The organism is Bernardetia aquimarina (assembly GCF_042180575.1).
Taxonomy (GTDB): domain Bacteria; phylum Bacteroidota; class Bacteroidia; order Cytophagales; family Bernardetiaceae; genus Bernardetia.
Window position 1 is genome coordinate 1,095,612 of sequence record NZ_CP170094.1, and the last position, 26,823, is coordinate 1,122,434.

The 26,823-nt window shown below is 31.6% G+C and carries 23 protein-coding genes; 11 read left to right on the top strand and 12 right to left on the bottom strand.

What is annotated here, in order from left to right; translation table 11 throughout:
* Positions 1-599 precede the first annotated feature (599 nt).
* Positions 600-1,553: a nuclear transport factor 2 family protein gene (locus ACE193_RS04550; protein ID WP_375561825.1), complete on the top strand. Its 954-nt coding sequence runs from the start codon at positions 600-602 to the stop codon at positions 1,551-1,553.
* A 107-nt stretch (positions 1,554-1,660) separates the two neighbouring features.
* Here the strand turns inward: ACE193_RS04550 and ACE193_RS04555 are convergent, their stop codons facing one another.
* Positions 1,661-2,461 carry a YdcF family protein gene (locus tag ACE193_RS04555; RefSeq protein WP_375561826.1) on the bottom strand — a complete coding sequence of 267 codons (801 nt, stop codon included), beginning with the start codon at positions 2,459-2,461 and terminating at the stop codon, positions 1,661-1,663.
* A 341-nt stretch (positions 2,462-2,802) separates the two neighbouring features.
* Between ACE193_RS04555 and ACE193_RS04560 the strand changes: the two genes are divergently transcribed.
* The gene (locus tag ACE193_RS04560) at positions 2,803-7,089 is read left to right on the top strand and encodes a CHAT domain-containing protein (RefSeq protein ID WP_375561827.1); all 4,287 of its coding nucleotides are present in this window, start codon (positions 2,803-2,805) and stop codon (positions 7,087-7,089) included.
* Between the two features lie 153 nt (positions 7,090-7,242).
* Positions 7,243-7,773 carry an inorganic diphosphatase gene (locus tag ACE193_RS04565; protein WP_375561828.1) on the top strand — a complete coding sequence of 177 codons (531 nt, stop codon included), beginning with the start codon at positions 7,243-7,245 and terminating at the stop codon, positions 7,771-7,773.
* A gap of 209 nt (positions 7,774-7,982) precedes the next feature.
* Here ACE193_RS04565 and ACE193_RS04570 read toward each other — a convergent pair whose 3' ends face one another.
* Complete coding sequence (locus ACE193_RS04570; RefSeq protein WP_375561829.1) at positions 7,983-8,492, bottom strand: hypothetical protein; 510 nt, start codon at positions 8,490-8,492, stop codon at positions 7,983-7,985.
* Between the two features lie 375 nt (positions 8,493-8,867).
* On the opposite strand from ACE193_RS04570, the gene ACE193_RS04575 reads away from it, so the two are divergent.
* The 6 genes from ACE193_RS04575 to ACE193_RS04600 all read left to right on the top strand — a co-directional run bounded on the left by ACE193_RS04575 (position 8,868) and on the right by ACE193_RS04600 (position 14,749).
* Positions 8,868-10,142, top strand: a complete 1,275-nt coding sequence (locus ACE193_RS04575; protein WP_375561830.1) for an asparagine synthetase B — start codon at positions 8,868-8,870, stop codon at positions 10,140-10,142.
* 119 nt (positions 10,143-10,261) lie between these two features.
* Complete coding sequence (locus ACE193_RS04580; protein ID WP_375561831.1) at positions 10,262-10,714, top strand: DUF1569 domain-containing protein; 453 nt, start codon at positions 10,262-10,264, stop codon at positions 10,712-10,714.
* 154 nt (positions 10,715-10,868) lie between these two features.
* Positions 10,869-13,211, top strand: a complete 2,343-nt coding sequence (locus ACE193_RS04585) for a penicillin-binding protein 1A (RefSeq protein WP_375561832.1) — start codon at positions 10,869-10,871, stop codon at positions 13,209-13,211.
* A 112-nt stretch (positions 13,212-13,323) separates the two neighbouring features.
* On the top strand, positions 13,324-13,794 hold the full coding sequence (locus ACE193_RS04590) for a Crp/Fnr family transcriptional regulator (protein WP_375561833.1): 471 nt from the start codon (positions 13,324-13,326) through the stop codon (positions 13,792-13,794).
* A 104-nt stretch (positions 13,795-13,898) separates the two neighbouring features.
* Positions 13,899-14,366 carry a hypothetical protein gene (locus ACE193_RS04595; protein WP_375561834.1) on the top strand — a complete coding sequence of 156 codons (468 nt, stop codon included), beginning with the start codon at positions 13,899-13,901 and terminating at the stop codon, positions 14,364-14,366.
* Between the two features lie 20 nt (positions 14,367-14,386).
* Positions 14,387-14,749 carry a DoxX family protein gene (locus tag ACE193_RS04600; protein ID WP_375561835.1) on the top strand — a complete coding sequence of 121 codons (363 nt, stop codon included), beginning with the start codon at positions 14,387-14,389 and terminating at the stop codon, positions 14,747-14,749.
* A gap of 84 nt (positions 14,750-14,833) precedes the next feature.
* Here ACE193_RS04600 and ACE193_RS04605 read toward each other — a convergent pair whose 3' ends face one another.
* From ACE193_RS04605 to rsmI, 4 genes are all read right to left on the bottom strand, one after another.
* Positions 14,834-15,721, bottom strand: coding sequence for an alpha/beta hydrolase (locus ACE193_RS04605; protein WP_375561836.1), 888 nt, complete (start codon positions 15,719-15,721; stop codon positions 14,834-14,836).
* Between the two features lie 156 nt (positions 15,722-15,877).
* A complete protein-coding gene (locus ACE193_RS04610) occupies positions 15,878-16,501 on the bottom strand; it encodes a hypothetical protein (protein WP_375561837.1) in 624 nt (207 codons plus the stop codon).
* A gap of 114 nt (positions 16,502-16,615) precedes the next feature.
* The gene (locus ACE193_RS04615; protein WP_375561838.1) at positions 16,616-17,194 is read right to left on the bottom strand and encodes a Crp/Fnr family transcriptional regulator; all 579 of its coding nucleotides are present in this window, start codon (positions 17,192-17,194) and stop codon (positions 16,616-16,618) included.
* A gap of 42 nt (positions 17,195-17,236) precedes the next feature.
* Positions 17,237-17,971, bottom strand: a complete 735-nt coding sequence (gene rsmI, locus ACE193_RS04620) for a 16S rRNA (cytidine(1402)-2'-O)-methyltransferase (RefSeq protein WP_375561839.1) — start codon at positions 17,969-17,971, stop codon at positions 17,237-17,239.
* Between the two features lie 244 nt (positions 17,972-18,215).
* On the opposite strand from rsmI, the gene ACE193_RS04625 reads away from it, so the two are divergent.
* Positions 18,216-19,961 carry an amidohydrolase gene (locus ACE193_RS04625; protein ID WP_375561840.1) on the top strand — a complete coding sequence of 582 codons (1,746 nt, stop codon included), beginning with the start codon at positions 18,216-18,218 and terminating at the stop codon, positions 19,959-19,961.
* Positions 19,962-20,044: 83 nt separating this feature from the next.
* Here ACE193_RS04625 and ACE193_RS04630 read toward each other — a convergent pair whose 3' ends face one another.
* From ACE193_RS04630 to ACE193_RS04640, 3 genes are all read right to left on the bottom strand, one after another.
* Positions 20,045-20,236 (bottom strand): GlsB/YeaQ/YmgE family stress response membrane protein, encoded by a 192-nt coding sequence (locus ACE193_RS04630; protein ID WP_375561841.1) that lies wholly within the window; start codon positions 20,234-20,236, stop codon positions 20,045-20,047.
* 136 nt (positions 20,237-20,372) lie between these two features.
* Positions 20,373-21,695 (bottom strand): hypothetical protein, encoded by a 1,323-nt coding sequence (locus ACE193_RS04635; protein WP_375561842.1) that lies wholly within the window; start codon positions 21,693-21,695, stop codon positions 20,373-20,375.
* A 192-nt stretch (positions 21,696-21,887) separates the two neighbouring features.
* A complete protein-coding gene (locus tag ACE193_RS04640) occupies positions 21,888-24,113 on the bottom strand; it encodes a S9 family peptidase (protein ID WP_375561843.1) in 2,226 nt (741 codons plus the stop codon).
* Positions 24,114-24,415: 302 nt separating this feature from the next.
* On the opposite strand from ACE193_RS04640, the gene ACE193_RS04645 reads away from it, so the two are divergent.
* On the top strand, positions 24,416-24,616 hold the full coding sequence (locus ACE193_RS04645) for a KTSC domain-containing protein (RefSeq protein WP_375561844.1): 201 nt from the start codon (positions 24,416-24,418) through the stop codon (positions 24,614-24,616).
* A 153-nt stretch (positions 24,617-24,769) separates the two neighbouring features.
* On the opposite strand, the gene ACE193_RS04650 is transcribed toward ACE193_RS04645, so the two are convergent.
* From ACE193_RS04650 to ACE193_RS04660, 3 genes are all read right to left on the bottom strand, one after another.
* Complete coding sequence (locus tag ACE193_RS04650; RefSeq protein ID WP_375561845.1) at positions 24,770-25,330, bottom strand: TerD family protein; 561 nt, start codon at positions 25,328-25,330, stop codon at positions 24,770-24,772.
* A gap of 153 nt (positions 25,331-25,483) precedes the next feature.
* Positions 25,484-26,119, bottom strand: a complete 636-nt coding sequence (locus ACE193_RS04655) for a TerD family protein (RefSeq protein ID WP_375561846.1) — start codon at positions 26,117-26,119, stop codon at positions 25,484-25,486.
* Between the two features lie 135 nt (positions 26,120-26,254).
* On the bottom strand, positions 26,255-26,815 hold the full coding sequence (locus ACE193_RS04660; RefSeq protein ID WP_375561847.1) for a TerD family protein: 561 nt from the start codon (positions 26,813-26,815) through the stop codon (positions 26,255-26,257).
* Positions 26,816-26,823 lie beyond the last annotated feature (8 nt).

Consider the following 26,823-nt stretch of genomic DNA (forward strand, 5'->3'; position numbering starts at 1 on the left):
GTTTGTTTCTATGAATGAAGCTGATTTGGAGTAATTTATTTCAAAAATAGTTTCATTATCTTTAACAGTTCTATCCAAATATAGAAATATAATTTTAAAAAAATAGCTCTGAACTACAATTCAAACTTATAAAAACCAATTAACTCTTGTTCTTAGGTTGGTATTCAGTCGTATTTTCTGAATCCTGTACCTCCCAAAATAGTCGTAAAAGCACTTTTAAAGGGAGTTGAAAAGCGTAAGTATCGTGTCTTTAGTCCAAAACGTTGGGGATTTATGTGGTTTATTCAAACTCTTCTTACTATTTTTGGAGATGCTAGTTTGGGTAAACTAAAAAAGTACAAGAGCTTATTCAAAAGTCTGACACCACAAATTGAGTTTAACAATTTTTACATTTGCTTGGATTAATTCTTGTAAAATCATTATTTTTCAGATTAATTAATTCAAAAAAGAGTAAAAAAACAGTTATTTAACTCTAAAAAGCTATTTTTGCATAATCACTTTTTTTGCAAACTATTTTTTTAATTTTATCCTCATAATCAAACATTGAAACTAATATCAATGTTGTTTTTACTAAAACCCATTCTCAAACTTATACTTTTATGATATATTCATTTTCTTCTTCTCATTTAATGAGAATTTTTCGAAGCACACTTTCTAAGGTTTGTTTTTTATTATTGTTAGCATTTTCTTCTTCTCTGTTTTACTCTACGTTGTATGCTCAAAAAAATACAACTAAAATCAGTGAGGATGAAAAACAAAAAGCTAGAGACAAAGCTGCTGAGGTCATTATCAAGAAAAACTTAATGGAATTTGCAGAGGCTTATTCCAAGCTAGGTAATACAAATGATGTAAAAGCCGTCATGAAACACATGGCAAAAGATGTTACTTCTACACTCGTTACATTCAATATTTCTGGTAGAGGCTCAGTTTTGAATAGCGATTATGAAGGCTTTTTGAGTTATTTGACAAAAATCACACGTACAGAAGGCTTAAAAATCAATTATTCTGTAAAAGAAGTATTGAAAAATGAAGTAAAAGGAGATATTGGAATCATTGTCTATGTAGTAGAATATGAAATTACAAAAGACAAAGACATTTGGTCTAAAGGAACTGAAACAGTGTCGATGGTTTTTAGAAATGAAAAACAAACTAGCGATTGGAAAATTGCTCATTACTCAGTGATTGGAACAGAAGATGAGCGTATAAAAGGCGTTTGTTCGTGTGAACTTTATAAATCTAGTACAGGTATCAACTCTGGAAATTATTTAGTAAAAACGATAGTTCCAAGTGGAAAAAATTATTCTACTCTAGTAAATAATTTTGAATTTCTCTATGAAAATCAAGGTGGACAAGGAGGAGAGCGTACAGTTAGAGTAGGTGATAATATCTATAAATGGACACAAACAGGTGATATTTTCAAACAAAATGCTGATGGAACACAAGGAGAATTGGTAGCCAAATCACATCCTAATGATGAAGTTTTAGCAATTATGTCAATTTTGAAAGGCGATGTTTATTCAGAAAACTGTACAAATATCAACTTAAAAAGATAATTCTTTTTAGATATTGATGTTTTACTCAACACAATAGCAAAAATCGTATGCAAAAGCATTTTCTAATTTTTTAGAAAATGCTTTTTTTGTGTCTCTCTGAATGAGATTTATAACTTTCCTGTTATATCATAAACTAAATAGCCTATTATTTCGTGTATAATTCTGCCCCATTTTGCCATAGCATCTTCTGTAGGAATCAAACTAGAAATAGTAAGTGTATTTTTTCGTTCGGTAGAAATAAAATCCGTAGAAAATCCATCAACTTCTAATCCTGCGTTCTTAAAGCAACCTAGCGAACGTCTCAAATGAAAAGCCGAAGTAATAACTAAAACTTGATGTTGATTAGTTGAAATTGAATTGATTTTTTGTCTATTATCTTTTAAAAATTGAGATGAAAATTGAGCATTTTGGTATGTATTTTTTGATTTGGATTCTATCAAAATATCTTCTTCTTTGATGCACATATCTTTGAGCATATCTCTATATGTGTAGGTTCGCTTAGGTAGTTTTTCTTCTCCTGTCATAATATTTATCTCTTCTGACATTCCAACAATCAATATTTTTTTTATTTTTCCTTCATTATACAATCGAACAGCTTGTATAAGTCTATCTATTCCTGCACTAGCATAAATTCTATCTTTTGGTTCTTTTCCTGCATTACTCATTCCTGTCAAGACGATTCCTAGGTCATAGTTTTTGACTTCTTTTATTGGAGTTGGAGGAATCTCCCAAAGCAAATATATTTCATTTGCCAAAAATGGATTTGTAAAAAGTAAAAACATAATGACACCTATTTTTAGTGATTTTGAACGCCATTTTTTTATAAAAACAGCGATTAATAAAAAAATAGCAATCCAAGTAATAGGCATTAAGAAATAAAAAAGTGTTTTGGATAAGAAAAAAAACATAGAGAATGAATTATTAGAGGTTGGATATTAAAGAAGATAAAATACATACTACAACATCATTTTTTCAAATAAAATCTCTTTAGTTTTTATGATTTTGATAGTTTTGCTTAAATAGAGTTGTATAAGATACGATTTTAATGACTATTTTTTTGTAATTTCGATTCTTAATTCAGAATAAAAGTTAATTCATCATTTTTTCTTTTGTCGAATTTATTTTATCTGTAAATAATCTAATTATCAGATTAAATATGTAAACTTACTACTTCTATATTTAGAAAAAAGATATTCATTAAATTAAAGATAATTATATTCTAACGACATTTATCAAGAAAATAATTTTTATGTTGAAAAATAATATACTGCTATTTACACTCTTTCTAGTCTTTGCTTTTTTATCTACTTCTAGTTTTGCACAATTAAGTGGAGAGCAAAAGCAACTACAAAAAAAACTAGAAATCTCTGAACGCTATTTTGAAGATGGCGATTACAAAAAGGCTTTATCCGAAACCGAACAGCTCTACAAAAAAGCACAAAAAAGAGGAAATACCAATGTAGCCATCCAAATAGAAAAATATTTAATCAAATATTATGAAGCGACAGGTGAAATTGTAAATTTTCATGCGATGGTAAAAAAGTTTTTAGAACATCGTAAACAACAGGGCGAAGATAGCAAAGGATATGGATTAGCATTGTTACATGCTGCAAAATACTATGCTGAATATTCATTTACACAGCAAGCCGAAACTTATTTGACAGAAGCTAAAAAAATACTAGGCGAAAAGCCAACCGAAAACTATATCTTTTCAGATTTATATTATACTCAAATATGTATTGATTTTCAAAGAGGTAATTTCTTGAATATATTGGATTATCAAATTCAAGATTTATTAAGTGTTCAGAAATCACTCATCGAAAAACAAACACAGTTTTATAGTGATGTTTCGAAGCAAACAGAAACTCGTAATTTATCAGATAGAGAAGAGGTAAGAAGAAAAGCAGAGTATGCTCAAATACTATCTCTACAAGCAGATGCTGCACGATTGGCAGGAAGATATGTAAAAGCTGCCGAATATATAGACCAAGCAGATAATTTTATCAAAACAGAATTATCAACTCGTCAGCTTGCCTATATTCGCAATCAATATGTTAGGATTCAACTTATGATTGATAATGGAGATGAGCGAGAAAAAATTAGAAAACTACTAGAAAAAACACTTTATCGTGCTGAAAGAACTGTCGGAACAGTACATAAAGATTATATCAAATTACATACTTTACTGATTGATTATTATGTAAATAGTGGATTTGTGGTACAAGTAGATGATGAAAAGAAAGGATTTTCTTTAAAACCAAAATTTTTGCAAAATATAAAATACAGTACAGAAAATGTTCGTCAGCGTTGGGAATTAGAACGTAATGCAGCAAAATATTATGGTACAGGACATTTACAGTATTCTACGGCACTTCAAGCAGATGCGATTTGGAATTATGAAAATCAGCGTTATGCTCAATCTATCAAAACGTTGTTAGATATGTATGAAAACACAAAACTTGTTCCCCAAGACCACCAAAGACGTTTATCTATCCTAGAAGATATTTATTATGTACGTTTGGCTGCTGATGATTATGAGGAAGCTGGCAAACTTATGGAAGAATGGGTAGCTTCTCACGCACGCATTCATGGAACAAAGACACTTGGCTACCATTTAGCAAATTTACAATTAGCCAAATTTTATTTTAATTATACTGAAAAATTCAATGAAGCAGGAGAACTCTACAATCTCCACATGACACCCTTGACAAATTTTGTTGAGCCTCAAAGTCTTATTTATATCAATTCATTAAATAACTGGATTGATTATTATATGGCTAATGACCAATTTAAGGAAGCCAATGAAAAATCAAAAGAAGCTTTAGATTTAATTCAAAAAAGATATGGTGATGCACATCCACGTTATGCTGCTCAACTTGAAATTGCAGCCCGTTTGAATATGCAACAGAGTAATTATAAAGAAGTTGATGGACAAGTACGAGAAATGTTGCAAATCTATGAAAAGCAATATAACCCTTCTTTAGCCTTCGAACATGCAAGAGCATTAGAAACGGCAGCACATTATTACATGATAATGGGACTTTACGACCGTGCAGAAGATTTATTAAATCAAGCCAAAAGAAGATTCAATCGTTCTAGTCAATCTATTGCAAATTCTGCCACGGCAGAAGAATTAGCATTCTTATATATAGAAACAGCCGATTTTAGTGCAGCAGAACAGCTTTTAAAGGAAACTGTAACAGAAAAAGAAAAAAGATATGGAACAGAAAGCCGTTTTCTGATTAACACCTATAATCAAAGCGCACATTTGGAATTTGCGAATGGAAAATATGTAGAGGCAGAAAAGTTTGCAAATAAAGCATTAGCTATTTCTGAGAATATATTTGGTCAAAACTCTATTCGTACTGTTGAGAGTTTGGGTATTTTGGCAGATTATAATTTGGCTATTGGAGATTATGAAAAAGCACAAGAATTTGCTCAAAAAGTACTCAAAATCAAAACCGAAGTATTGGGAAAAAATCACTTAGATAGAGCAAGTACACTTATTCAACTTGCTAGAATTAATTTTTACTCAACGGCTGATTGGGAAAAAGTGGCTAAAGAATTGGATGAAGCTAATCAAATGATTCTTGATAACTTAGGCGAAAACACACCTGTTTATGCTGGTTTTTTGAAAACATCAGCAGAACTTTATTTTGCTCATAAAGACATACAAAGTGCTTCTGATAAATTAGGAAAGGCTTTAAATATCTTAGAAAAAATTCCTTCAGCATCACTGGTAAGTTTGGCTGAAATAAATGTTTTATTAGGTGATTTACAAATTCAACAAGACAATCCTGATAAAGCAAAAGAATTTTATGAAGATGCTCAAAAGAAATATTCCAAAGTTTTTAGTGATGTTCATCCAAAATATGTAGAAGTTTTGGGGCGTATTGCTCGTATGTACTACGTGAAAAATAACTATAAAAAAGCAGAAAAATATTTGAGTGAGGTATTAGACAAACACAAAGAATATATCAATACTACTTTTGCAGTGCTTAGTGAAAGAGAAAAAGCAAAAAACTGGGCGCAAATTCGTCCAGATTTTGAATTCTTTAATCACCTTGTCATTCAACTACAACCTAAAAAGAAGAAATTATTACAGGATTTGTATGACAATATTTTGCTAACAAAAGGGATTTTATTAGGTCAATCACAGAAATTACGCAACGAGATTTATAAGAGAAGTCCTGACGATACATTGCGTATTAATTTCGAAAAATGGCAATTAAAGAAAATTAGGCTCAATTCGGCTTTAGCATTAAGTCCCGAACAACTCAAACAAGAAAATATAGATGTACGCACTTTGCAAAAAGAAATCGAAGACTTATCAAAAATCCTTTCTCGTCAATCTTCTGATTTTGCAGCAGCTAATAAAAGTAAAGCTCTTAGTTGGAAAGACATACAGAAAAATTTAAAGAAAAAAGAATATGCTGTTGAAATTATTCGTTATCGTGAATTTGATAAAGATTTTACGGATAGTATAAAATATATTGCTTTGGTATTGCCTTCTTCTGGAAAAATTGAACTGGCTCAAATGGGAGATGGAAACAAAATGGAAGATGGCGATTTGCAATATTATCGAAATAATGTAGAATTTTCTTTGGAAGATTATGAGTCTTATGAAACCTATTGGAAACCTATTGGAGATAAAATAGACCGAGATGCAGGCAAAGTTTATCTTTCTTGTGATGGTGTTTATAATCAACTTAATGTAGAAACATTTAGAATGGGACAAAATGACTTTGTAATAGATAATTATTTTATTGCACAACTTACAAGTACTCGTCAAATAGCAGAAAAAGAGATAGCGAACATATTTCCTAGTCATTTTGTGCTTTTTGGTAATCCTCTTTTTTATGTAGATTATGAAGGTACACAAAGTTTTCCGACACTTTTGGGAGCAGAACGTGAAGTAGAAATTATTTCTACTCAATTAAAAGGAGGAAATAAAAATGTAACAATGTATCTAAATCAAGATGCAAAAGAAGACCAAATCAAAAATATGAATAGTATAAATAATACTGTTTATCATATTGCGACACATGGTGTCTTTAAAGAAGATATTTCAGAAGAAGAACGTGAGCGTTCAGCAGTTTTAGGAACATATAATGACCCTTTTATGCGTTCAGGTTTGCTTTTTACAGCAGGTGGAAATATGGTTCAGAATAGAAACGTACACGAATACAACAGAGATGAAGGTATCTTGACAGCTTCAGAAGTAGCGACTCTCAATTTTAATTCTCCTCTTGTAGTAATGAGTGCTTGTGAAACTGGGCGTGGAGAAACCAAAGTAGGAGAAGGAGTGTATGGTTTGCAGAGTGCTTTTTTACTGGCTGGAGCTGATGCTCTTTTGATGTCTTTGTTTAAGGTAGATGATGATGCTACACAAGAACTAATGCGTATTTTCTATGAAAAATGGAATGAAACAGGCGATAAAAGAATAGCTATTAGGGAAGCAAAAAGAGAGCTTCGTCAGAATCCAAAATATGTAGAACCTATTTATTGGGGAGCTTTTGTAATGATAGGTAGGTAATATCGATGACAAAAAGGATAATTTATGACTTCAAAAGAAGTTGATTAATTAAAGCAAAAAAACTACCTTTGCAGTCCCTTTTATGAAAATAACTTATCACATCACACAAAATAAAATTAATTAGTAATTACTATTTTATAAATAAAAAAAATAATGGCTGAAAAAAATGACTTTACCTTCGATGTTATCGTTGAGATACCAAAAGGAAGTAGAAATAAATATGAATATGATGCTGAAAAACGTATGATTCGTTACGACCGTATGATTTTCTCGTCTATGCACTATCCAAGTGATTATGGGTTTGTTCCCGAAACACTTGCTTTAGATGGTGATGCATTAGATGTTTTGGTATTAGTTTCTGAGCCAACTTTTCCTGGATGTTTGATTGAAGTGCGTGCTGTTGGTATTTTTAATATGACAGATGAAAAAGGTCCTGATGCAAAAGTACTTTGTGTTCCTGTTTCTGATCCTATTTGGAATAGCATTCACAAATTTGATGATGTAAATCCTCACTTATTGAAAGAAATTGGACACTTTTTTGAAGTTTATAAAGACTTAGAAAAGAAAAAAGTATCGGTAGAAGATTGGCAAGACGAAAAACATGCTGTCGAAATTGTCTTGCAGTGTCAAGAGCGTTATAAAGAAAATAAAAAAGAAGTATTTTCTATTCGTCCAGGTATATAAGTATATAAACTTACTATATTTTATACAGAAGAAAATCCATTTTTGACTTAATTAAGTTGAAAATGGACTTTTTTTATGGAATCTATTTTTGTTTTTCAATAAAATTTAGATTCACGTTATTTACAGACACTTCAGAAAAGACTTTACTACAACACTAACACCTACTCAAAAATAATATTAATAAGTTTAAACTGAGATTCAATACTTATTTACATATCACGAATAGTTGTATCTGTGCTTATTGGTTCTTCTTTCTGAATATCTTGTTTGTTTTCATCTTTAATTTCATTTTGTTGATTTGAAGAATTGTCTCGGCTATCTTCTTTATCATTTCTCAAATCATTGTTTTTTTGACGTATTACTTCTGTAATAAAATACTTTGTATCGCCACGCCATGAGAAAGTACGGTATCTTTCTACATAAGAAATTCGGATTCGTTCTCCTGAAAGAGCTGCGTCTTTGAGGGCTTCTATTACTTGGGTTTGGTCATCTTCTACTGAAAACTCAAATTTTTCTATTGTATTTCCTTGGTCGTTGAGATTCATTTCACCTTCCCATGTTTTAAAAACATATCCCCTTTGACTTATTTTGATGACTACTCCTGCTCTATCACCCGTACTAAACGAACCGAAATAAAGAAAGCTACCTATTCCAAAAAATAAAATTAATACTATGCCTATTGAAACCAATGATACAAGTTTTACTCTACTGATTGCCATATTACTAGATTGAAATGTGTTTTGAAAATAACTAAGAAATAAATTTGGTGTTTTAATCACTTTTTTAAACAAACGTTTTCAGTACAAATAAGTTTTTTATTTTTCATACAAGTACCGTTGAGATTCCGATACAACCACCAAAAAAATAAGTTTAATTTAAAACGTTAAGATATAAAAAAATAAGTATATTTATTTTGATTAAATGTATTTTTGGACAAAATGAAAGAGGTTTCTAAACTTCAATGACGATGAAACCTTGTTGAGAGCTAAAAAATGAGTAAATTGTATAATTTTTGCACCAATTACATAATAAAATACAACCGTTGTTGAGACTTTTGCAATTAACGAGGTTAAACCAAATATAAAATCCCAATTATGAAAAAAAATCTTATTCTATCTTTATTGTTTTTATTTTTTATAGGTGTTTCTAATTTTGCCAAAGCTAATCAAATAATGATTGCGATGGACGAAACACAAAAAAATCATTTAAAAGCCTATGGAATTGCATTTGCAGTCTTGAAGCAAGATATGACTGTCGAATGGCTTTTAAATTATCGTGGTGGTAGTTTTATGTTTGATTACTCACGAGTTTTTGAGGAAGAAATGCGTCTTAGAGGTGTGAGTTTTGAAATCGTTTCAGAAGCACAAGCAACCCAAATTCGTAGTCAGATTGCAAAAGCAGATGTCAATCAAGATATTGTAAAGCTGGAAGTTGCTCCCAAAATTGCTGTTTATTCTCCCAAATCAAAACAACCTTGGGATGATGCTGTAACACTTGTTTTGACCTATGCCGAAATTCCGTATGATATTATTTTTGATGATGAAATCATGCAAGACAAACTACCTGAATATGATTGGTTACACCTACACCACGAAGATTTTACAGGTCAATATGGAAAGTTTTATGCAAGTTATTCGGGACAAAAATGGTATCAAGACCAACAAAGAGAATATGAAGAGGTAGCCAAAAAATATGGTTTTAATAAAGTTTCAGAGCTAAAATTAGCTGTTGTAAAGAAAATTCAAGGCTATTGTTTAGGAGGTGGATTTATGTTTGCGATGTGTTCGGCAACAGATACCTACGACATTGCACTTGCAGCCGAAGGAATTGATATTTGTGATAGAGTTTATGATGGAGACCCAGCAGACCCAGCAGCCAACAAGAAATTAAAATTTGAAAATACATTTGCTTTCAAAGATTTCAAACTTGTTTTGAATCCTTTTGAGTACGAATATTCGAATATAGATAATAGCTATCGTCAGCGAACAGGAATTACAGAAAAGAATGATTATTTTGAGCTTTTTCAGTTTTCTGCCAAATGGGATCCTATTCCTACCATGCTCACTCAAAACCACGTTACTAAAGTAAAAGGATTTATGGGACAAACAACAGCATTCAGAAAAGACCTTGTAAAGTCTGATGTTGTTGTGATGGGCGAATTTAAGACTGTAAATGAAGTTCGTTATATTCATGGAACAATGGGAAAAGGAACATGGACTTTCTATGGTGGACATGACCCAGAAGATTATCAACATTATGTAGGAGAAGCTCCAACAGACCTAAATTTGCACCCACAATCCCCTGGATATAGATTAATTTTGAATAATATTTTATTTCCTGCTGCAAAGAAAAAGAAAAGAAAAACGTAAACTAATTTAGAATGTAGATTTTAGAAATTAATTCTAACTTCTAAAATCTAAATTTGCAAATTGTATCTAATGGTTTTAAATTCTGACTTCTAATTTCTAAAATCTAAATTTGTTTCTCTATGCTTTTCGAAAAACAACTCTCTGAGCTTGAATCTTATATTCCTCAACTAGAAAAAACAAACTCAAAAATTACGCATTCGAATATAGGTTGGCAGATTGACCATTCTTTGCGTGTCATTCGTGGTGTCTCAAAACAGCTAGAAGACTCTAATCCAAGTGAGTTTAAAAGTACGTTTAGTTTTATGAAGTTTATAGTAATGACGACAAAGCGCATTCCTAGAGGAAAAGCAAAAGCTCCAAAATCTGTACGAAATGAAGAAGCAATTACAGAAGAAACAATTAGAGAGTTTTTAGAAAAAACAAAAATGCAAGTTGATAAAATAGAAGGTTTGGATAAAAACAGTTATTTTCCACATCCTTATTTTGGAAATATGAATAAAAAAGAAGCCATTCGGTTTATAGGAATTCATACTGAACATCATTTGAAGATTATTCGTGATATGCTTCGCTAGTTTTTAAACCCTAAGATTCTTGAAGAACCTTAGTTTTTTTTGATAAAAAAAATTGAAAAAGTCCTTATTTTTTTGCAATTTTACCTATTAAAATTAAAAATAAAGTCCTCAATGATTATTTTATACCTCGTTGATGATTGAAGAAAAGAAAGTTATGCTAAAAAAATCCTTATTTATAAAAGCCATAAAAATCACTTGGGCAGTCTTTGGATTAGGACTATTTTTTATTGCCCTATGGGTAATGGCAATTCAAGAAGATTTTGGTGGTTATTTTGGTGGAATGCCAGATCTAAAAGAACTTGAAAACCCAAATAGTAATGTTGCTTCTGAAATTTATTCAGCAGACGGAACATTAATGGGTAAATACTATAGAGAAAACAGAACACCTGTTCCTCTTTCCGAAATATCTCCTAATGTTACCAATGCTCTAGTAGCAACAGAAGACATTCGCTTTAGAGAACATTCTGGAATAGATTTGATTAGTTTGATGCGTGTTTTTAAAGGAATTATTACTTTTGAACTTGACGGAGGAGGAAGTACAATTTCTCAGCAGCTTGCAAAAAACCTATTCAATACTCGTACAGAGCAGTATAATGGAGAATGGACAACACCTGATAATAATCGAATTTTACGTATGGGAATCATCAAATTCAAAGAATGGATGCTTTCTATAAAATTAGAACGCTCTTATACAAAAGATGAAATTCTTTATTGGTATCTTAATACAGTAGATTTTGGTAGAAATGCTTTTGGAATAAAAGTAGCAGCCAAGACTTATTTTGACAAAGAACCTATTGATTTGACAATTCCAGAGGCTGCTACACTTGTTGGAATGTTGAAAGCACCAACTTATTATAATGCGATTGGAAACCCTGATAAATCTAAATTTCGTAGAAATGTAGTTTTCAAACAGATGGAAAAGTACAACTATATTACCCTTGAAGAACGAACTGTTTTGAAGGAAAAACCATTGGTAACTAATGAAAATTTTAGTGAAGTAGATGCTCACCACAACGGAGCAGCACCTTATTTTAGAACCATTGTAAGAAATGAAGTAATGAGATGGTGTAAAGATAATGGATATGATTTGTTTGCTGATGGTCTTCGAATTTATACGACTATTGATTCAAGAATGCAACAGCATGCAGAGAATGCTGTAAAAGAACACATGAAAGAATTACAAGGTAATTTTTTCAAACAATGGAAAGACAAAAATCCTTGGAGAGATGAGTACGGAAAAGAAATTGAAGGCTTCTTAGAAAAAGTAACAAGACAAACTGAACGTTATCGACTAACACGTATAAAGTATGACGGAGATTCTACTTTAATAGCTCAAGATATGGCAAAACAAATGAATGAGCCTATCAAAATGAAAGTCTTTGATTGGAATAGCAAAGGATATGAAAAAGATTCTGTCATGACTCCATTAGATTCGATAAAATACTACAAACACTTCATGCATATCGGCATGATGGCAATGGATCCACACACAGGACAAATAAAAGCATGGGTTGGTGGTATTAATCACAAGCATTTCCAATTTGACCATGTACAACAAGGAAGAAGACAACCAGGTTCGACTTTTAAGCCTATTGTTTATGCTACGGCTATTTCAGAGAAAAAATTTCATCCTTGTTTTCAAGTTACAGATGTTCCAAAAACATTTAATTTAGAATCTGGGGGAACATGGACAGCAAAAAATAGTGGTGGTTATACAGGACAAACCATGACACTTCGTCAAGGTCTTGCACGTTCAGTAAATACGATTGCAGCCTATTTAATTGGAGAGTTAGATTCTAAAAATGGTGCAAATAAAGTCATCGAATATGCTCGTAGAATGGGAATAGAAGCTCCTTTAGATGCTGTTCCTGCTTTGGCATTAGGTGTAAGTGATGTTTCTGTTTATGAAATGGTCGGAGCGTATGGAACTTTTAATAATGATGGAAACTGGACAGAACCTATCTTTATCACTCGTATAGAAGACAAAAACGGTCGTGTAATTCGTGATTTTTCTCCAAAAACTCGTCCTGCACTTTCAAAAGAGAATGCTAATACAATGCTTTACATGCTTATGGGAGCAGGTGAAGAGCGTGGAGGAACTGCATTAGGACTTTGGAAATATAAATTTAGAAAAGCTGGTGTACAGATAGCAGGAAAAACAGGAACTACACAAAATTATTCGGATGGTTGGTTTATGGGAATGACCAAAAACTTAGTTGTCGGAACGTGGGTAGGTGGAGATGATAGAAGTATTCACTTCAATAATTTTGCTTATGGGCAAGGCTCAAGAATGGCAATGCCTGCTTATGGAATGTTTATGGATTCATTGTATATGGACTCTACAATTACAGATTATGTAATGCCAAGAGAACCTTTAGTCAAAAAATCAGAGCTTTCTATAGATACTGATTGTAGCAAATATAATCGTTCGGGAGTAGTAGATTCTTTAAGAGAATTGATGCCTACTAGAGGAAAATTAGAAGATATTATAATGTAAATTCATTCAGAAAATAATTATAAAGAAGGAATTTCAAATCTAGTTTGGAGTTCCTTTTTTTATTAAATTTAGAAAAGTAATTTGTCATTAAACTATTCTTTAATAACAAAAAATGAAAAATATTGAGGTAAAAAAAGGAGAAATTCTTCAACGAAGTGGAGAACTAAACACGAAAGTTTTTATCGTAAAAAGTGGCTTACTACGCAGCTATACCATTGATAAAAAAGGAAAAGAACATATTTTTATGTTTGCACCGGAAAATTGGATAATTACAGATAATACTTCAAGCGAAATACCTTGTGATTTGTATATTGATGCGTTAGAAGACACCATTATTACAGTTAGAGAAAAGAAGTTTGAAGAAGATAATATTGATGTAATAACTTTGATGAAGTGCATGGCTGTTTTACAAAAACGTATTTTGATGCTCATGAGTAGTTCTGCCATAGTGCGTTATGAGCATTTTGTAGAAACCTATCCACAGATTATTCAGCGAGTTCCACAAAAAATGATTGCTTCTTATTTAGGAATCACGCCTGAAGCTCTCAGTAAAGTAAAAGGCGATAAAGCGAGAGGTTTGTAAATATAACACCCAATCTATTTTCTTAATCTACATTAATGCAAGGCTGTATCGCTTTTGTGATATTTGTGTATTCATTGATACCAACTATTAAACTTTTTTATACTATGAAAAATCTATCTTTTTTATTAAAAATCTCTGCTGTTTTATGGATTTTATGGGGACTTGTGCATATTCTTGCAGGTGTACTGACTATGACTTTTATAATTTCTGGAGATATATCTTCTTCTATTGCTGGAATTGCTGATGCCGTCGATGCAACAACTCTACAAATGGATTATCCAAAAGCTGCTGGTGCTGTCATCGGACAACATGGATTTAATTTATTTTGGATTGGTCTGACAACATTTATCTCTGCATTTTTTATTTGGAAAGGAAATACAAATGCTATCTTTTTGGCTGCTCTTACAGGTGGTTTGGCTGATTTGGGATATTTTATATTCTTAGATTTGGGTGGTTTTGTCAATTTTGTACCAGGAACTATAATGACACTCATTTCAAGTGCAGCTATAATTTTGAGTTTTGTTGCATACTTTAAAAATAAACAACAACAAGACGAATCAACTCAAAACTAATTATCAAATCATATACAACTATGAAAAAAATTAAAATTGCTTATTGGGTAAGTACAGGACTTTTAAGTGCTTTAATGCTAATTTCAGCAGGAATGTATATTTTCAATAATGCACAGGTTAGTCAAGATTTTTTGAGCTTGGGTTATCCAACTCATATTATTTATCCGTTAGCGATTGCCAAAATACTTGGCTTGATTGCTATTTGGACAAATAAATCTAAAACATTGAAAGAGTGGGCTTATGCAGGTTTTTTCTTTGATTTTATACTCGCACTTGCTGCTCATCTTATGGCAGACGATGGAAAGTTTGGTGGCGCAGTAATCGCATTGATTTTGTTTTCTGTTTCTTACTTTACTTGGAAAAAATTGGATGCAGCAATTTAGAAGATTCAAACATCAAAAGTAGTGTCATTAAATTATAAAAAAAGGAATTTCAAACGAGTTTTGAAATTCCTTTTTTTATGCCATTTATTTTTTCTTTTCTTCTTCTTTTTTATAAAATTTTTCAAAGGCTTTATAAACAGCTAAATGTAAAATAGTAGCGTGGTTTTGGTCTAAAATCGGTTCATAAAAAAGGGTAATTGTTCCGTTTTTAGTTTCTTCTAACTTCTTGATTGAATCAACTAATTTATCAGCTACTTTGTGCATTGTTGGATGTTCTTCGCCTAAAGAAACAAAAATTCGTTTTTTATAATCTGTATTATCTTTTTTAGTTTCAGCTATGTTTTTTGATAAATTTTCTAAAAAATCATTCGCTTTTCTGACCATTTTTTGATTGTCCCACCAAAGCGACGGACTTACAATTACATAATCATCAAATAAATACGGCTTTTTGAATAAGATTTCTGTTGCCAAAAGTCCTCCCAAAGATTGTCCAATAATAGTTTTATGAGAATCTGTTTTATAGTTTTTTTCTATCAGTGGAATTACTTCGTTTTCTAAATACGCCATAAATTTTTCAGAACCTCCATTATTCGGAATTGCCTTCAAATCCTGTTTGTCATCACTTGGATACGTAAAATCTCTATATCTTGATTTTCCTAAATTCGAAATTCCGACTACAATAGATTTGGGCAAAATTTCATACATATTCATAAACTGCGCTAATCCTGCAATATGTGGAAAATCTTCATATTGAGAACCATCCAAAACATAAATAACTGGATAAATCGTTGCAGAATCTGGATGATAACCTTGTGGAAGATAAATATTGAGTGTTCTCTTTTCGGCTAATTCTTTTGAATCAATTTCTTCAATTACACCAAACGGAAATATTTTTTTGTCTTGGGCAGAAGATTGAAAAATGATGAATTGAGAAAATAGAATGATAATTAATGATAGAATGTGTTTTTGCATGAATTTATTAGATTAGATTTATCATATAGAATTTGGTTAGAATTAATCAAAGATACTTTATTATTCTTTCATAATTACAAAACACAAATGTTTGACTATGTTCCTTTAAAAATATAAGCAAACATTTTTTTATTTTACAGGTTTTTCTATTTCTAACTAAAAATTAAACCCAAAATGTAACCCTGGTTCGCCAAAAAAGAATTTTGACCATTTGTCATCTAAAACTTTAAACGATTCAGGCATTTCGCTATGTATTGGGCGATGTGTAATTGCGATAGAAGGCTCAATAAAAAACCTATTTTTGAAGAGTTTGAATTGATAACCCAAACGATAGGTCATAAATAATTGATACCCATTTTTTATTTTTTTACCGTCTTTATCTACAAAGTGCTGCAACGTATTCATAGCATGAACAGCATTATATAAACCTTTCCACCAAAAACGTTGATAAACAAGTGCAACACCATATTCTCTAATATAACCAGGGAATTTTTCTTCTGGTGCTTCGAAGGATTTTCCATAAGGAATACCTAACGCCCATGCATATTTCCATGTCTTTAATTCTAAAGAAACAACATCTTTTTTTGTAATTCTATAGCCTAAATTAAGCTGGACAAAATCAGGTGGATTGCTAGGCGCAAAATTACCCAACATAAAAAAAGTGCTTCCTATAAAGTGTTTTTTATAGGTAGAATCAGTTTGAGCATTTGCTGTTTGGATAGAAAAAGTAAAAAATAGAGCAACAAGAAAAGCTATTAATAAAAGTAGTTTGAGTTTCATAACGTTATTTTTGTTTAGAGTTCTATAAAATGAATACACAAAAATAAGTTGGTGCTATGTTTTATCTCGTTCACTAAAGTTAATAAAAGACGCAAATTCAGAAAGAAAGCGTCTTTATTTTGCTTTTTCTGCCAATCTAGCACGCATACGGCTCAAAGACTGGGGCTTAATTCCTAAATAACTTGCGAGTTGATATTGTGGTACTCGTTGTAACAAATCGGGTCTATTTTTCATCAAGTTGAGATAACGCTGTTCTGGCGAAGAGATTTTAAATTTATCAAAAGTAGTTTGATGATTTACTAATAATTCTTCTGATAGTACTCTACAAAGCGTTTCGAAACGTGGAAACTTCTCAAAAATAACCTCTTCCATACTTGGGTCTGAAACCATAATAATAGAATTTTCTATACAAGAAACAGAATACTCAGAAGGTTTTTTAGTGATACTACAAACAGGCGCAAGAGATTCTAATTCTGTATAAAAATTAGTAGTTTTTTCTTCTCCCTCAATTATATAATACGTTCTTAGGCAACCTTTTATAACAAAATATCCTTTCTCTGAAGATTGTCCAGTTTTTAATAAAATAGTTCCTTTTTCATAATTCCTAAACATATCTAAGTCAGTAATTGCCTTTTTTTCTTCTTCTGAAAGAACAATATATTTGGAAAGATAATCGAAAAGTAAGTCTTGCATTTTTAAGAAAATTATGAAATGAAATTTACTGGTAACTGATTACTATTTACTGGTAACTGATTTTGTTTTTCCTTCTACCACAATTACAAATTCTCCTTTTACTTTTCCTTCCGTAGAAAAATAATTTATTATTTCTTCTAAAGTTCCATTTTTGGTTTCTTCATAAACTTTTGTAAGTTCACGAGAAACAGAGGCGTTTCTATCATTTCCACAAACTTCGGCAAGCTGTGTAAGTGTTTTGATAAGCCTGTGAGGAGATTCGTATAAAATAAAAGTTCGTTTTTCTTCTGCTAGGGCATCTAAATGTGTTTTTCTACCTTTTTTGTGTGGCAAAAATCCCTCAAAGCAAAAACGCTCACTTGGCAATCCCGATTTTACAAGCGCAGGAACAAAAGCTGTCGCACCAGTCAAGCATTCTATATTCAAATTTGCTTTTAAGGCTTCACGAACAAGCAAAAATCCAGGGTCAGAAATGGCAGGTGTTCCAGCATCTGAAACGAGTGCAAAAACACTTCCTTGCTGCATTTGTTCTATCCATTTTTGAACGGTATGATGTTCATTATGAGCGTGATAACTTTGCAAGGGTTGTTTTATTTCATAATGTTTTAACAAAACACCTGTTTTGCGTGTATCTTCTGCTAAGATTAAATCTACTTTTTTGAGTGTTTCTAAAGCTCTCAATGTAATATCTCCTAAATTTCCGATTGGTGTCGGAACGAGGTAAAGCGAAGTTTGATTTTCATCTCTTTCTTCTATGTCATTTTTTATGTCTTCCATATCACAAAGGTAGAAATAAAGTATGAAGTTAGAGATATAAGATAAAAAGTAAATTCAAATAAAATCATAAATCTAAATTATTCCTGTAGAAAAATACACCTTTTGAAAGATTCCCATTTTATTATTAGTAAAAAAATAAAGAGAAACGATTAAAATTAACTAATTTTGATGATTATCTAATGAGTAGAAGTCTATTTAGTTTCCATTTTGTTTCTCAATTCTGTTTTCAAAGAAAAGTAAATTTATGAAACTACCTTTATTTTGTTTGCGTTTTTTTTATACTTTTTCTAATTTTTTCGTTTTAGTCCTTTTATTAGTTATGTCTAGTATGTTGTCCTCTTGTTCTTCCAAAGAAGCCGTTGATTTGATTGTCCATAATGCAAAAGTTTATACTGTTGATTCTGATTTTTCACAGCAAGAAGCCTTTGCCATTCGTGATGGAAAGTTTATTGAGGTCGGAAAAAGTAGAACTATTTTAGCAAAATATACAAGTGCAAGAATTGTTGATGCTCAGAAAAATTATATTCTTCCAGGTATTATTGATGCACATGCTCATTTGTATTGGCTTGGACAGAAACTAGAAGAAGCTGATGTAAGCAAAGCCAAATCATTTGATGAAGTGATTACTATTTTGCAACAATATAGAGAAGCAAATCCAGATAAAAAATGGATAAAAGGCTACGGATGGAATCAAAATAATTGGAATCCTTCTATTTTACCGACCAAAGAATTATTAGATGAAGCTTTTCCTGATGTTCCTGTTTTTTTGAAGCGAATAGACGAACATGTGGCTTTAGTCAATCAAAAAGCCTTATTTGAAGCTCGTATAAATCAATATTCAAGAATGCCAAAAGGAGGAACTTTAGGAGTTTATGAAGATGAAGGCGAAAAAGGAAAAATCAATAAAGAAAAAGGATTAAAGGGATTAAATGGACTTTTATACGAAACAGCTATCAATCTAGCTACCGATAAAATGCCTCCTCTGACAGATGAAGAGATGAAAAGAGCTTTTCAAGGAGCAGAAAAAGCCTGTTTTAAAAACGGTGTAACTTCAGTAGGAGATGCGCTAATGGATAAAAGAATGTTTGAGCTTTTGGATAGTATGCACCGAGAAGAGTCGCTGAAATTACGTGTCTATGCGATGATTGACCCAACAGAAGAAAATCAAGACTATTTTTTAGAAAAAGGAACTCTCAAAACTGACCGTTTGCATGCAGGAGCTTTAAAACTTTTTGCTGACGGTACGTTGGGTTCGTATGGTGCTGCCATGTTGGAATCGTATTCGGATAGTGCATCTGCTTACGGTGCAATGTGGAGAAGTACAGATGAATACAGAGAGCTTATCAAAAAATTTGCTGACAAAGGTTTTCAAGTCAATACACATTGTATTGGAGATTCGGCAAATCGTATTTTTTTAGATTTGTATGGTGAGTTTTTGTCTGCAGAAGAAAACAAAAATAAGGATTTGCGTTGGCGCATCGAACACGCTCAAGTAATTCATCCAAACGATTTAGAAAAATTCAAAAAATTCAAAATTATTCCTTCTGTACAGCCTACACACGCTATTTCGGATATGCCATGGGTAGAAAATCGTTTGGGGAAAGTTCGTATTCGTCATGCTTATACCTACAGAGAACTCTACGAACAGAATAATAGGATAGCTTTTGGAACGGATTTTCCGATAGAAGCTATCAATCCATTTGCTACTTTTCATGCAGCCGTAGCAAGACAAGATGGTTTGGGAAATCCACAAGAAGGTTTTCAAATGGAAAATGCTGTTACTCGTGAAGTTGCCTTGAGAGCCATGACAATTTGGGCAGCTTACGCAGCTTTTGAAGAGAATGAAAAAGGAAGCATAGAAGCTGGAAAATTTGCTGATTTTATTCTTATCGATACTGATATTATGAAGACAGATAACCGACTTTTACGAAATACACATGTTTTGCAAACTTATGTCAATGGAGAAATGGTATATATTAGTGAGTTTTAGTTTTTATAGTAATTCATAAATCAAAAAATAGCCTTTTAAATCAATTCACAACTGATTTAAAAGGCTTTCTAATTTTCAGTTTTTTACTTTTTAGTAACCAAACGATATACAAAGAGAAGTAACAATGAACCTCCAATAGCAATTCCCATACTAGGAAGGTTAAATCCAGTTACACTAACTCCCAAAAACATAGTTCCCAAATAACCACCCACAACAGCACCAACGATACCAATAAGAATAGTTACAATAAAACCACCAGGGTCTTTACCCGGCATAATAAATTTAGCAATAACACCTGCAATAAGTCCAAATACAATCCATGTAAGCCATCCCATAATAAATAAATTTAGGTTTAAAAATAAAGTTTAAAAAGCTGATTTACATAAAGATACATATTTTTTTTATCTAAAATTAATTTAATACAAATTCTATCAAATATTCATTTAGAGGTAAACTATATTTTTCAGACCTAAATCCTTCTTCCAAAATAACTTGATACTTTTTATTTGATTCTAAATTCTTTACATCAAAAATAAGCTGTTTTCCATCTTCTGAAAACTCTACTTTTTCAAACTCTGGAAAATGCTCTCTTCCCAATTCTCCTAAACCAAAAGAACGAAAACGAATATCCATTTTTTGAGAAAAATTTATTATAACTTTTGTAAAATTTCCTTTTACCTCATCACTTTGTATTTCAAAATTATTTACAGAAATTACTTTTGGACGATTATTTTTGTATTCTAGTTTGAGTTCTGAGAGTGGTTTTTCGAAATAGCCTATTTTATCAATAAAATTTTCTACTTTTTCTTGATTTGTATAATCTAATTCTATCAATTCTCTTATAGCTTCTTCTTTATTTGCAGCTTGATTATAATATTTTTCTGCCATTGCATAACCTACATAATATCCCAAATCACGCATTTTGAACTCATTATTCTCATCATTCCAAACCCAATTATAAGTCCAAGGCGAAAACATTTCCTTCTCAAAAACTTCTCTTACTTGTTTATCATTTGCTTTTCCATACGCAATAGCTGGCGTTTTGGATTCTTTTTTTAGTGCAATCGTAGGAACAAATTCAGCAACGCCTTCAAACAAAGTTTGAGAAAGCAAATCATAGCCACCAATGGCATTTTGTTGTGTATGCACATATTCATGAATGTTCAAAGCAACGATATTTTCGATCGGGTTTGTTTGAAAATAGTTTTTTAAATGTGATAATCGCTTTGGAAATTCTGATGAAATTGTGTTTTTGTCTGCTGTTGCTAACTCTGTTCCAATAAGAAGCATGCTATCGATAGCCGTTCCGTTAGTTCGTAAAGCACCAATCGTAAAATATATTTTGGTTGGTTTTAGATTGGGATAAACAACTTTTAATTTTTGGATTCCATCTTCTAACTCTTTACTTAATTTGTCAGCTTGAAGTGCATTTTTTCGAACAGATTGCCAAAATAAAGGATAATTATTTATTGATGTTAGATATTCCTGTGGTGTATAACTTCTAGCTCTTATTATTCCATCTAATCCCTTCGAATCTTTATCAAAAAATAATTCTTTGAGATATTTTTCTTGTAGAATGGTATCTTTTGTTTGACTGATTTTATCATAAGCCTTCCAAAAATTTGAAATATCAGAGGTTATAATAATTGCTTCTTGTTGTGTCTGAACAGATGTTGAAACAGGTTTGCAGCTTATAGAAAACAGTAAAATCAAGACGGAAAATAAAGATTTCATTGTAGTTGTTTTTTATGGTTAAATTATGGATAGAAAAATTAAAAGTACTCAAAATTATGGCATAATAAACAGAAAAAACCCTATCATTTAGAATTTTCATCTAAACGATAGGATTTCAAAGTAGGTCAGACTTCCCAGTCTGATAAAGAAATTATAGTTTTTTATACAGACATAGAAAGTCTATGATACATTCTACAAATTATCTTCTACAAATTTTGTCATCATATTATACAAATGGATTCTAGTCATTCCACCATAAATTCCGTGATTTCTATCTGGATAATAAAACATCTCAAAAGGACGGTTTGCATTGACAAGTGCATTTTGTAGCGCAATAGAATTCTGAACGTGTACATTATCATCACCAGTTCCGTGAACCAAAAGAAACTCTCCTTTTAGTTTTGAAGCGTGTGTAATTGGAGAAAAATCATCATAACCACTAGGATTATCTTGTGGACGTTGTAAAAAGCGTTCTGTATAAATCGTATCATAATATCTCCACGAAGTAACAGGCGCAACAGCAATTCCAGCTTTGAAATAATCTGCTCCCAACATCATCAAAAGCGACGACATATAACCACCATAACTCCAGCCCCAAATACCAATTCTTTCTTTATCCACAAAAGACAAACTAGCTAGATATTTTGCACCGTCGATTTGGTCTTCTACTTCTAATTTTCCAAGGTTTTTGTAAGTTGCCTTTTTGAATGCTTCACCACGTCCTTGCGTTCCACGATTATCTACTGTTACTACGATATATCCTTTTTGAGTAAGCATTCCGTGCCAAAGGTCATTTGTTCCACCTGCCCAAGAATCAGTTACAAGTTGTGAAGAAGGTCCTCCATAAACGTGCATCAAAACAGGATATTTTTTGTTTTCATCAAAATCTACTGGCTTGAAAATTTGATAATTTAGCGTTTCTCCATTTCTATTTTTGAAAGAAGAAAGCTCTTTTTGAGGTAAATCATTTTGTTTGAATGTTTTGATAAGACCGTCGTTATCTTGAATTTTACTCAAAAGCAGATTCCCTTTTGTTTGGTACAAACAATAATTAACAGGCATTTCTGTACTCTCATGTGTAAGAATATAAAAAGCAAAATCTTTGCTCATATCAACAGAGTTTGTTCCATGTCTGTCAGTAAGTTTACGAGTTTTTTTGCCTTGCAAATCCACCATATACAAATGACGCTCTAAAGGAGAATCTTTTGTAGAAATATAATACAACATAGGAACTTTCAAGTCTTTTTCTTCTACTCCCAAAAGCTCAATTACTTCCCAATCTCCATTTGTAATTTGACGAACTTGTTTTCCGTCCATAGTAAAAAGATACAAATGTTTGTAGCCTGTACGCTCACTAGAAACAATAAAATGCTTTCCATCTTGTAAATAAATTAAGTCCTCAGTATATTCAAAATCAACATAACCATCTTTGTCTTCATCAGAATAAACTACTTTTGTTTCATTTTTTTTGATGTCAGCATGGATAAGATCAATTTTGTTTTGAAGGCGATTCATTCTACGAATTGCCAAAATTTCAGGATTGTTTGTCCATTGCAAACGAGGAACATAAATATCTTTTTCTTCTCCTAAATCAATTTCTTTTTTGTCTTTAGATTCCAAATTATAAACAAAAACTTTTAGGGTAGAATTATCTGCACCTGCTTTTGGATATTTGAATTTATAATCAATAGGATATAATTGAGATTTATCAGCCCAATATTGCATATTATATTCCAATACTTTACTCTCATCAAACTGAATGAAAGCCAAGTTTTTTCCATTAGGTGACCAATCAAATGCCTTTGTAAGTTGGAACTCTTCTTCATAGACCCAATCTCCAGCACCATTTATGATTTTATTAAAAAGTCCATTATCTGTAATCTGAACTTCTGACATATCTGAAAGTGTAACATAAAAAAGATTATTATCTCTAAAAAAAGCTACTTTTGAGCCATCTGGAGAGAACGTAGAGTATGCAGAACGTCCTTTTTCTGAAAGTTTTTTAACCGATTTATCCTTTGTATCAACTACATAGTACTCTGCAATGTACGAACGACGATAAATAGCTTGACGATTGGTTTGCACAAGAATTTTGTCTTCTTTATCTGAAAAAGAATATTCTGCAATATTGATTTTTGGATCAGAAGCATCTCCATCAAAAATAGTTTCGACTGCTTTATTTGTTTTGATATCGTAACGAACAATAGCATTTCCGTCCATACGAGTATAAAACTGCCCATTAGAAGTCCAATCTACGCCTTGTAGATTTTTTGCATAAAGTGTTCCATTCGAATAAATGTCAGTAACACTAATTTTTGATTTTGTATCATTTTGTGCTATAACTTCCGAAGAAAAACAAACACTAGAGAAAACAAAAACCCCCAAACAAAGGGATAAAAAGTAATTTTTCTTTAACATAGTAGAGATTATAATTAATTTTGAATATAAACTATCAAGTTCGCAAATTTTGACTAATTATTCAAAATATAGAAATAACTAAATAGAGGAAATAATATAAGTTAAGATTTTTTTGATTTTGAGTTGGTCTTTTATTACTAAAATATGCAAATAGACCTTTAACTATTTTTTTGTAAAAAAACACAGAAAAATGGAATGATTTATCATAAAAATTGGTTATATTAATAGACTATTACTTTCCAGCAGTTTAACTTAGCCATCAAAAATAATTTCTTTATCCTTTACTCCAAAATCACACAATCATGCGCCACTTCCCATTTTCTTATCAAACAATTCGCTCTGCTGTTTATAACTTAGCAGAAAAAACCCTTGACATTGAGTTTAAAGACGGTTCTTCTAAACGTCTTCGTGATATTACACCACAGATTTATGCACATTTAATGAATCGTTCACTTTCAGAACAGTTACTTGCAAAATTTACTCAAAAACTAGCAGCAGAATAGATAATTTAGTTTTGATTAAAAATTATAAAAATAGAAAAGTCTTTACTAGAAATAATCTAGCAAAGACTTTTTTTTATTTCTTTACTGATGAGTTTAGTATCCTAAATGTTATAGTCTTCCCTCATCAAAATAATACTAAGCTTTTTCTTTACACTAAGCATATCTATCTACATAACCTTGCAAACCTTCTTTGCCTCCTACTCCTGAAGCTACAAAAGACCATTCATTATTTTGTTTTACAAGTCTTCCAAATTCTACATCTGTGTCAGTTGGAAACTCTTCATCAAGGTCATAAATCAAGATTTGTCTATCTGTTTTGACATCTACAATACGAATATAAGCATCTTTCAAAAGTCCAAAATTATGGCGACGAGCTTCTGCTTCATGAATAGTAACAGCCAAAATAAGTTCTGTTACTTCAGGGTTTATAGCAGCAAGATTGACCAAAACCATTTCATCATCGCCATCACCATCACCTGTACGATTATCGCCCAAATGCTGTGCAGAGCCATCAGGGGATTTCAAATTATTATAAAAAACTAAATATTCATCCGAAATAAGTTTTCCATTTTTTCCAATCATAAACATAGATACATCCAAATCTAGTTTGTTTGATGTTTTCATATCCCAGCCTAATCCTATCATTATTTTTTCTAAGCTAGGCTCTTTTTTTGTTAAATTAAGTGTACTTCCTTTTGTGAGTTTGATTGACATGTATATAAAGTTAGAAGTTAGATTTCAGAAATTAGAAGTCTGAAATGAAATGATATAAAGTTAGATTGCAGAATTTAGAAATGAAATAAATTTAAAAATTAAAATAAAAGTGTATTTACTTCTAAAATCTACCTTCTAAATTCTAAATTGGTTTTACAAATACTCATTAGCAATAATATCTAAAGTTTGGGTCATGTGAGGTGCAGCAATAGCTTCTCCAATGGCTTTAAACTCCCATTTTCCAGAAGCATGTCGTATCATTTTTCCCATAACCATAGAGGTTTGTCCTGCAAACTTTGGTTCAGATGAAAGATTGAAAGTAGCCAAAACCTCTCTTACTTCTCTTCTGTTTCCTTCAAAAATTCGAATTTTAGAATACGGAATTTCTGCAAAATCTTGTCCTTTGTAAGAGTTTAAAAAGAAGATAAGTTGGGTTGCTTCTACATTAATTTTGTTAAGTTCAATTTCAATGATTTCATTGTCAAAATCATCTGTTTTGCTATCGCCTTCTCTATCATCGCCACTATGAACGATTGCCTTGTCTTGTGAAATGAGTGAAGAATAATAGACTAAATCAATTCGATTTCCGTCTTTGTCAAAAACAGCAACACTTCCATCCAAATCTACACTTTCATTACTAGAAACTAGACCAAAAAGCTGCTTTGTTTTTATCATTCCCCAATTTACACCGATACAAATTCGGTCATAAGTCTTACCTGCTTTTTCTAAGGAAATAGAACTTCCTTTTTTGAGATTAATACCTGTTTTTTTATTTAATGAAATGCTCATATTGAAATAAAGTTAGAAGTTAGAAGTATGAATTTAGAAGTTGAATAAAGTCAGAATTTAGAATGCAATAAGATTAACTGTAGAATTGAAATTGATTTTAAACTCTAACTTCTAAACTCTGACTTCTAAATTTATTTAAGCGTATTTATCTAAGAAAGCCTGTAAACCACCATTTTCACCTAACCCAGAGGCTACAAATGACCATTCTCCATTTTCTCTAACTAATCTTCCAAACTCTACATCTGTGTTGGAAGCAAATTCTTCATCCAAATCATAGCGCAAAATTTCTCTATCCGAACTCACATCTACTACTCGGATATACGCATCTTTCAATAACCCAAAGTTATGACGACGAGTAGCAGCCTCGTGAATAGAAGCAACAAAAATAAGTTCGTTTACATCCGAAGAAACCAAAGGAAGGTTTGCCAAAACCATCTCATCATCGCCATCACCATCACCTGTTCGATTATCGCCTGTATGTTGAATAGAACCATCTGGAGATTTGAGATTATTATAAAAAACAAAATACTCATCAGCAGGAACTTTTCCTGAAGGTCCTACCATAAAAACAGACACATCAAGGTCTAATTTTGCACCTGACTTCATTTCCCAGCCAAGCCCAACCATTACTTTTTCTAAACTAGGTTCGTTTTTAGAGAGGTTGAAACGTCCTCCTTTTTTTAGCGAAATTGCCATTTTTTTGA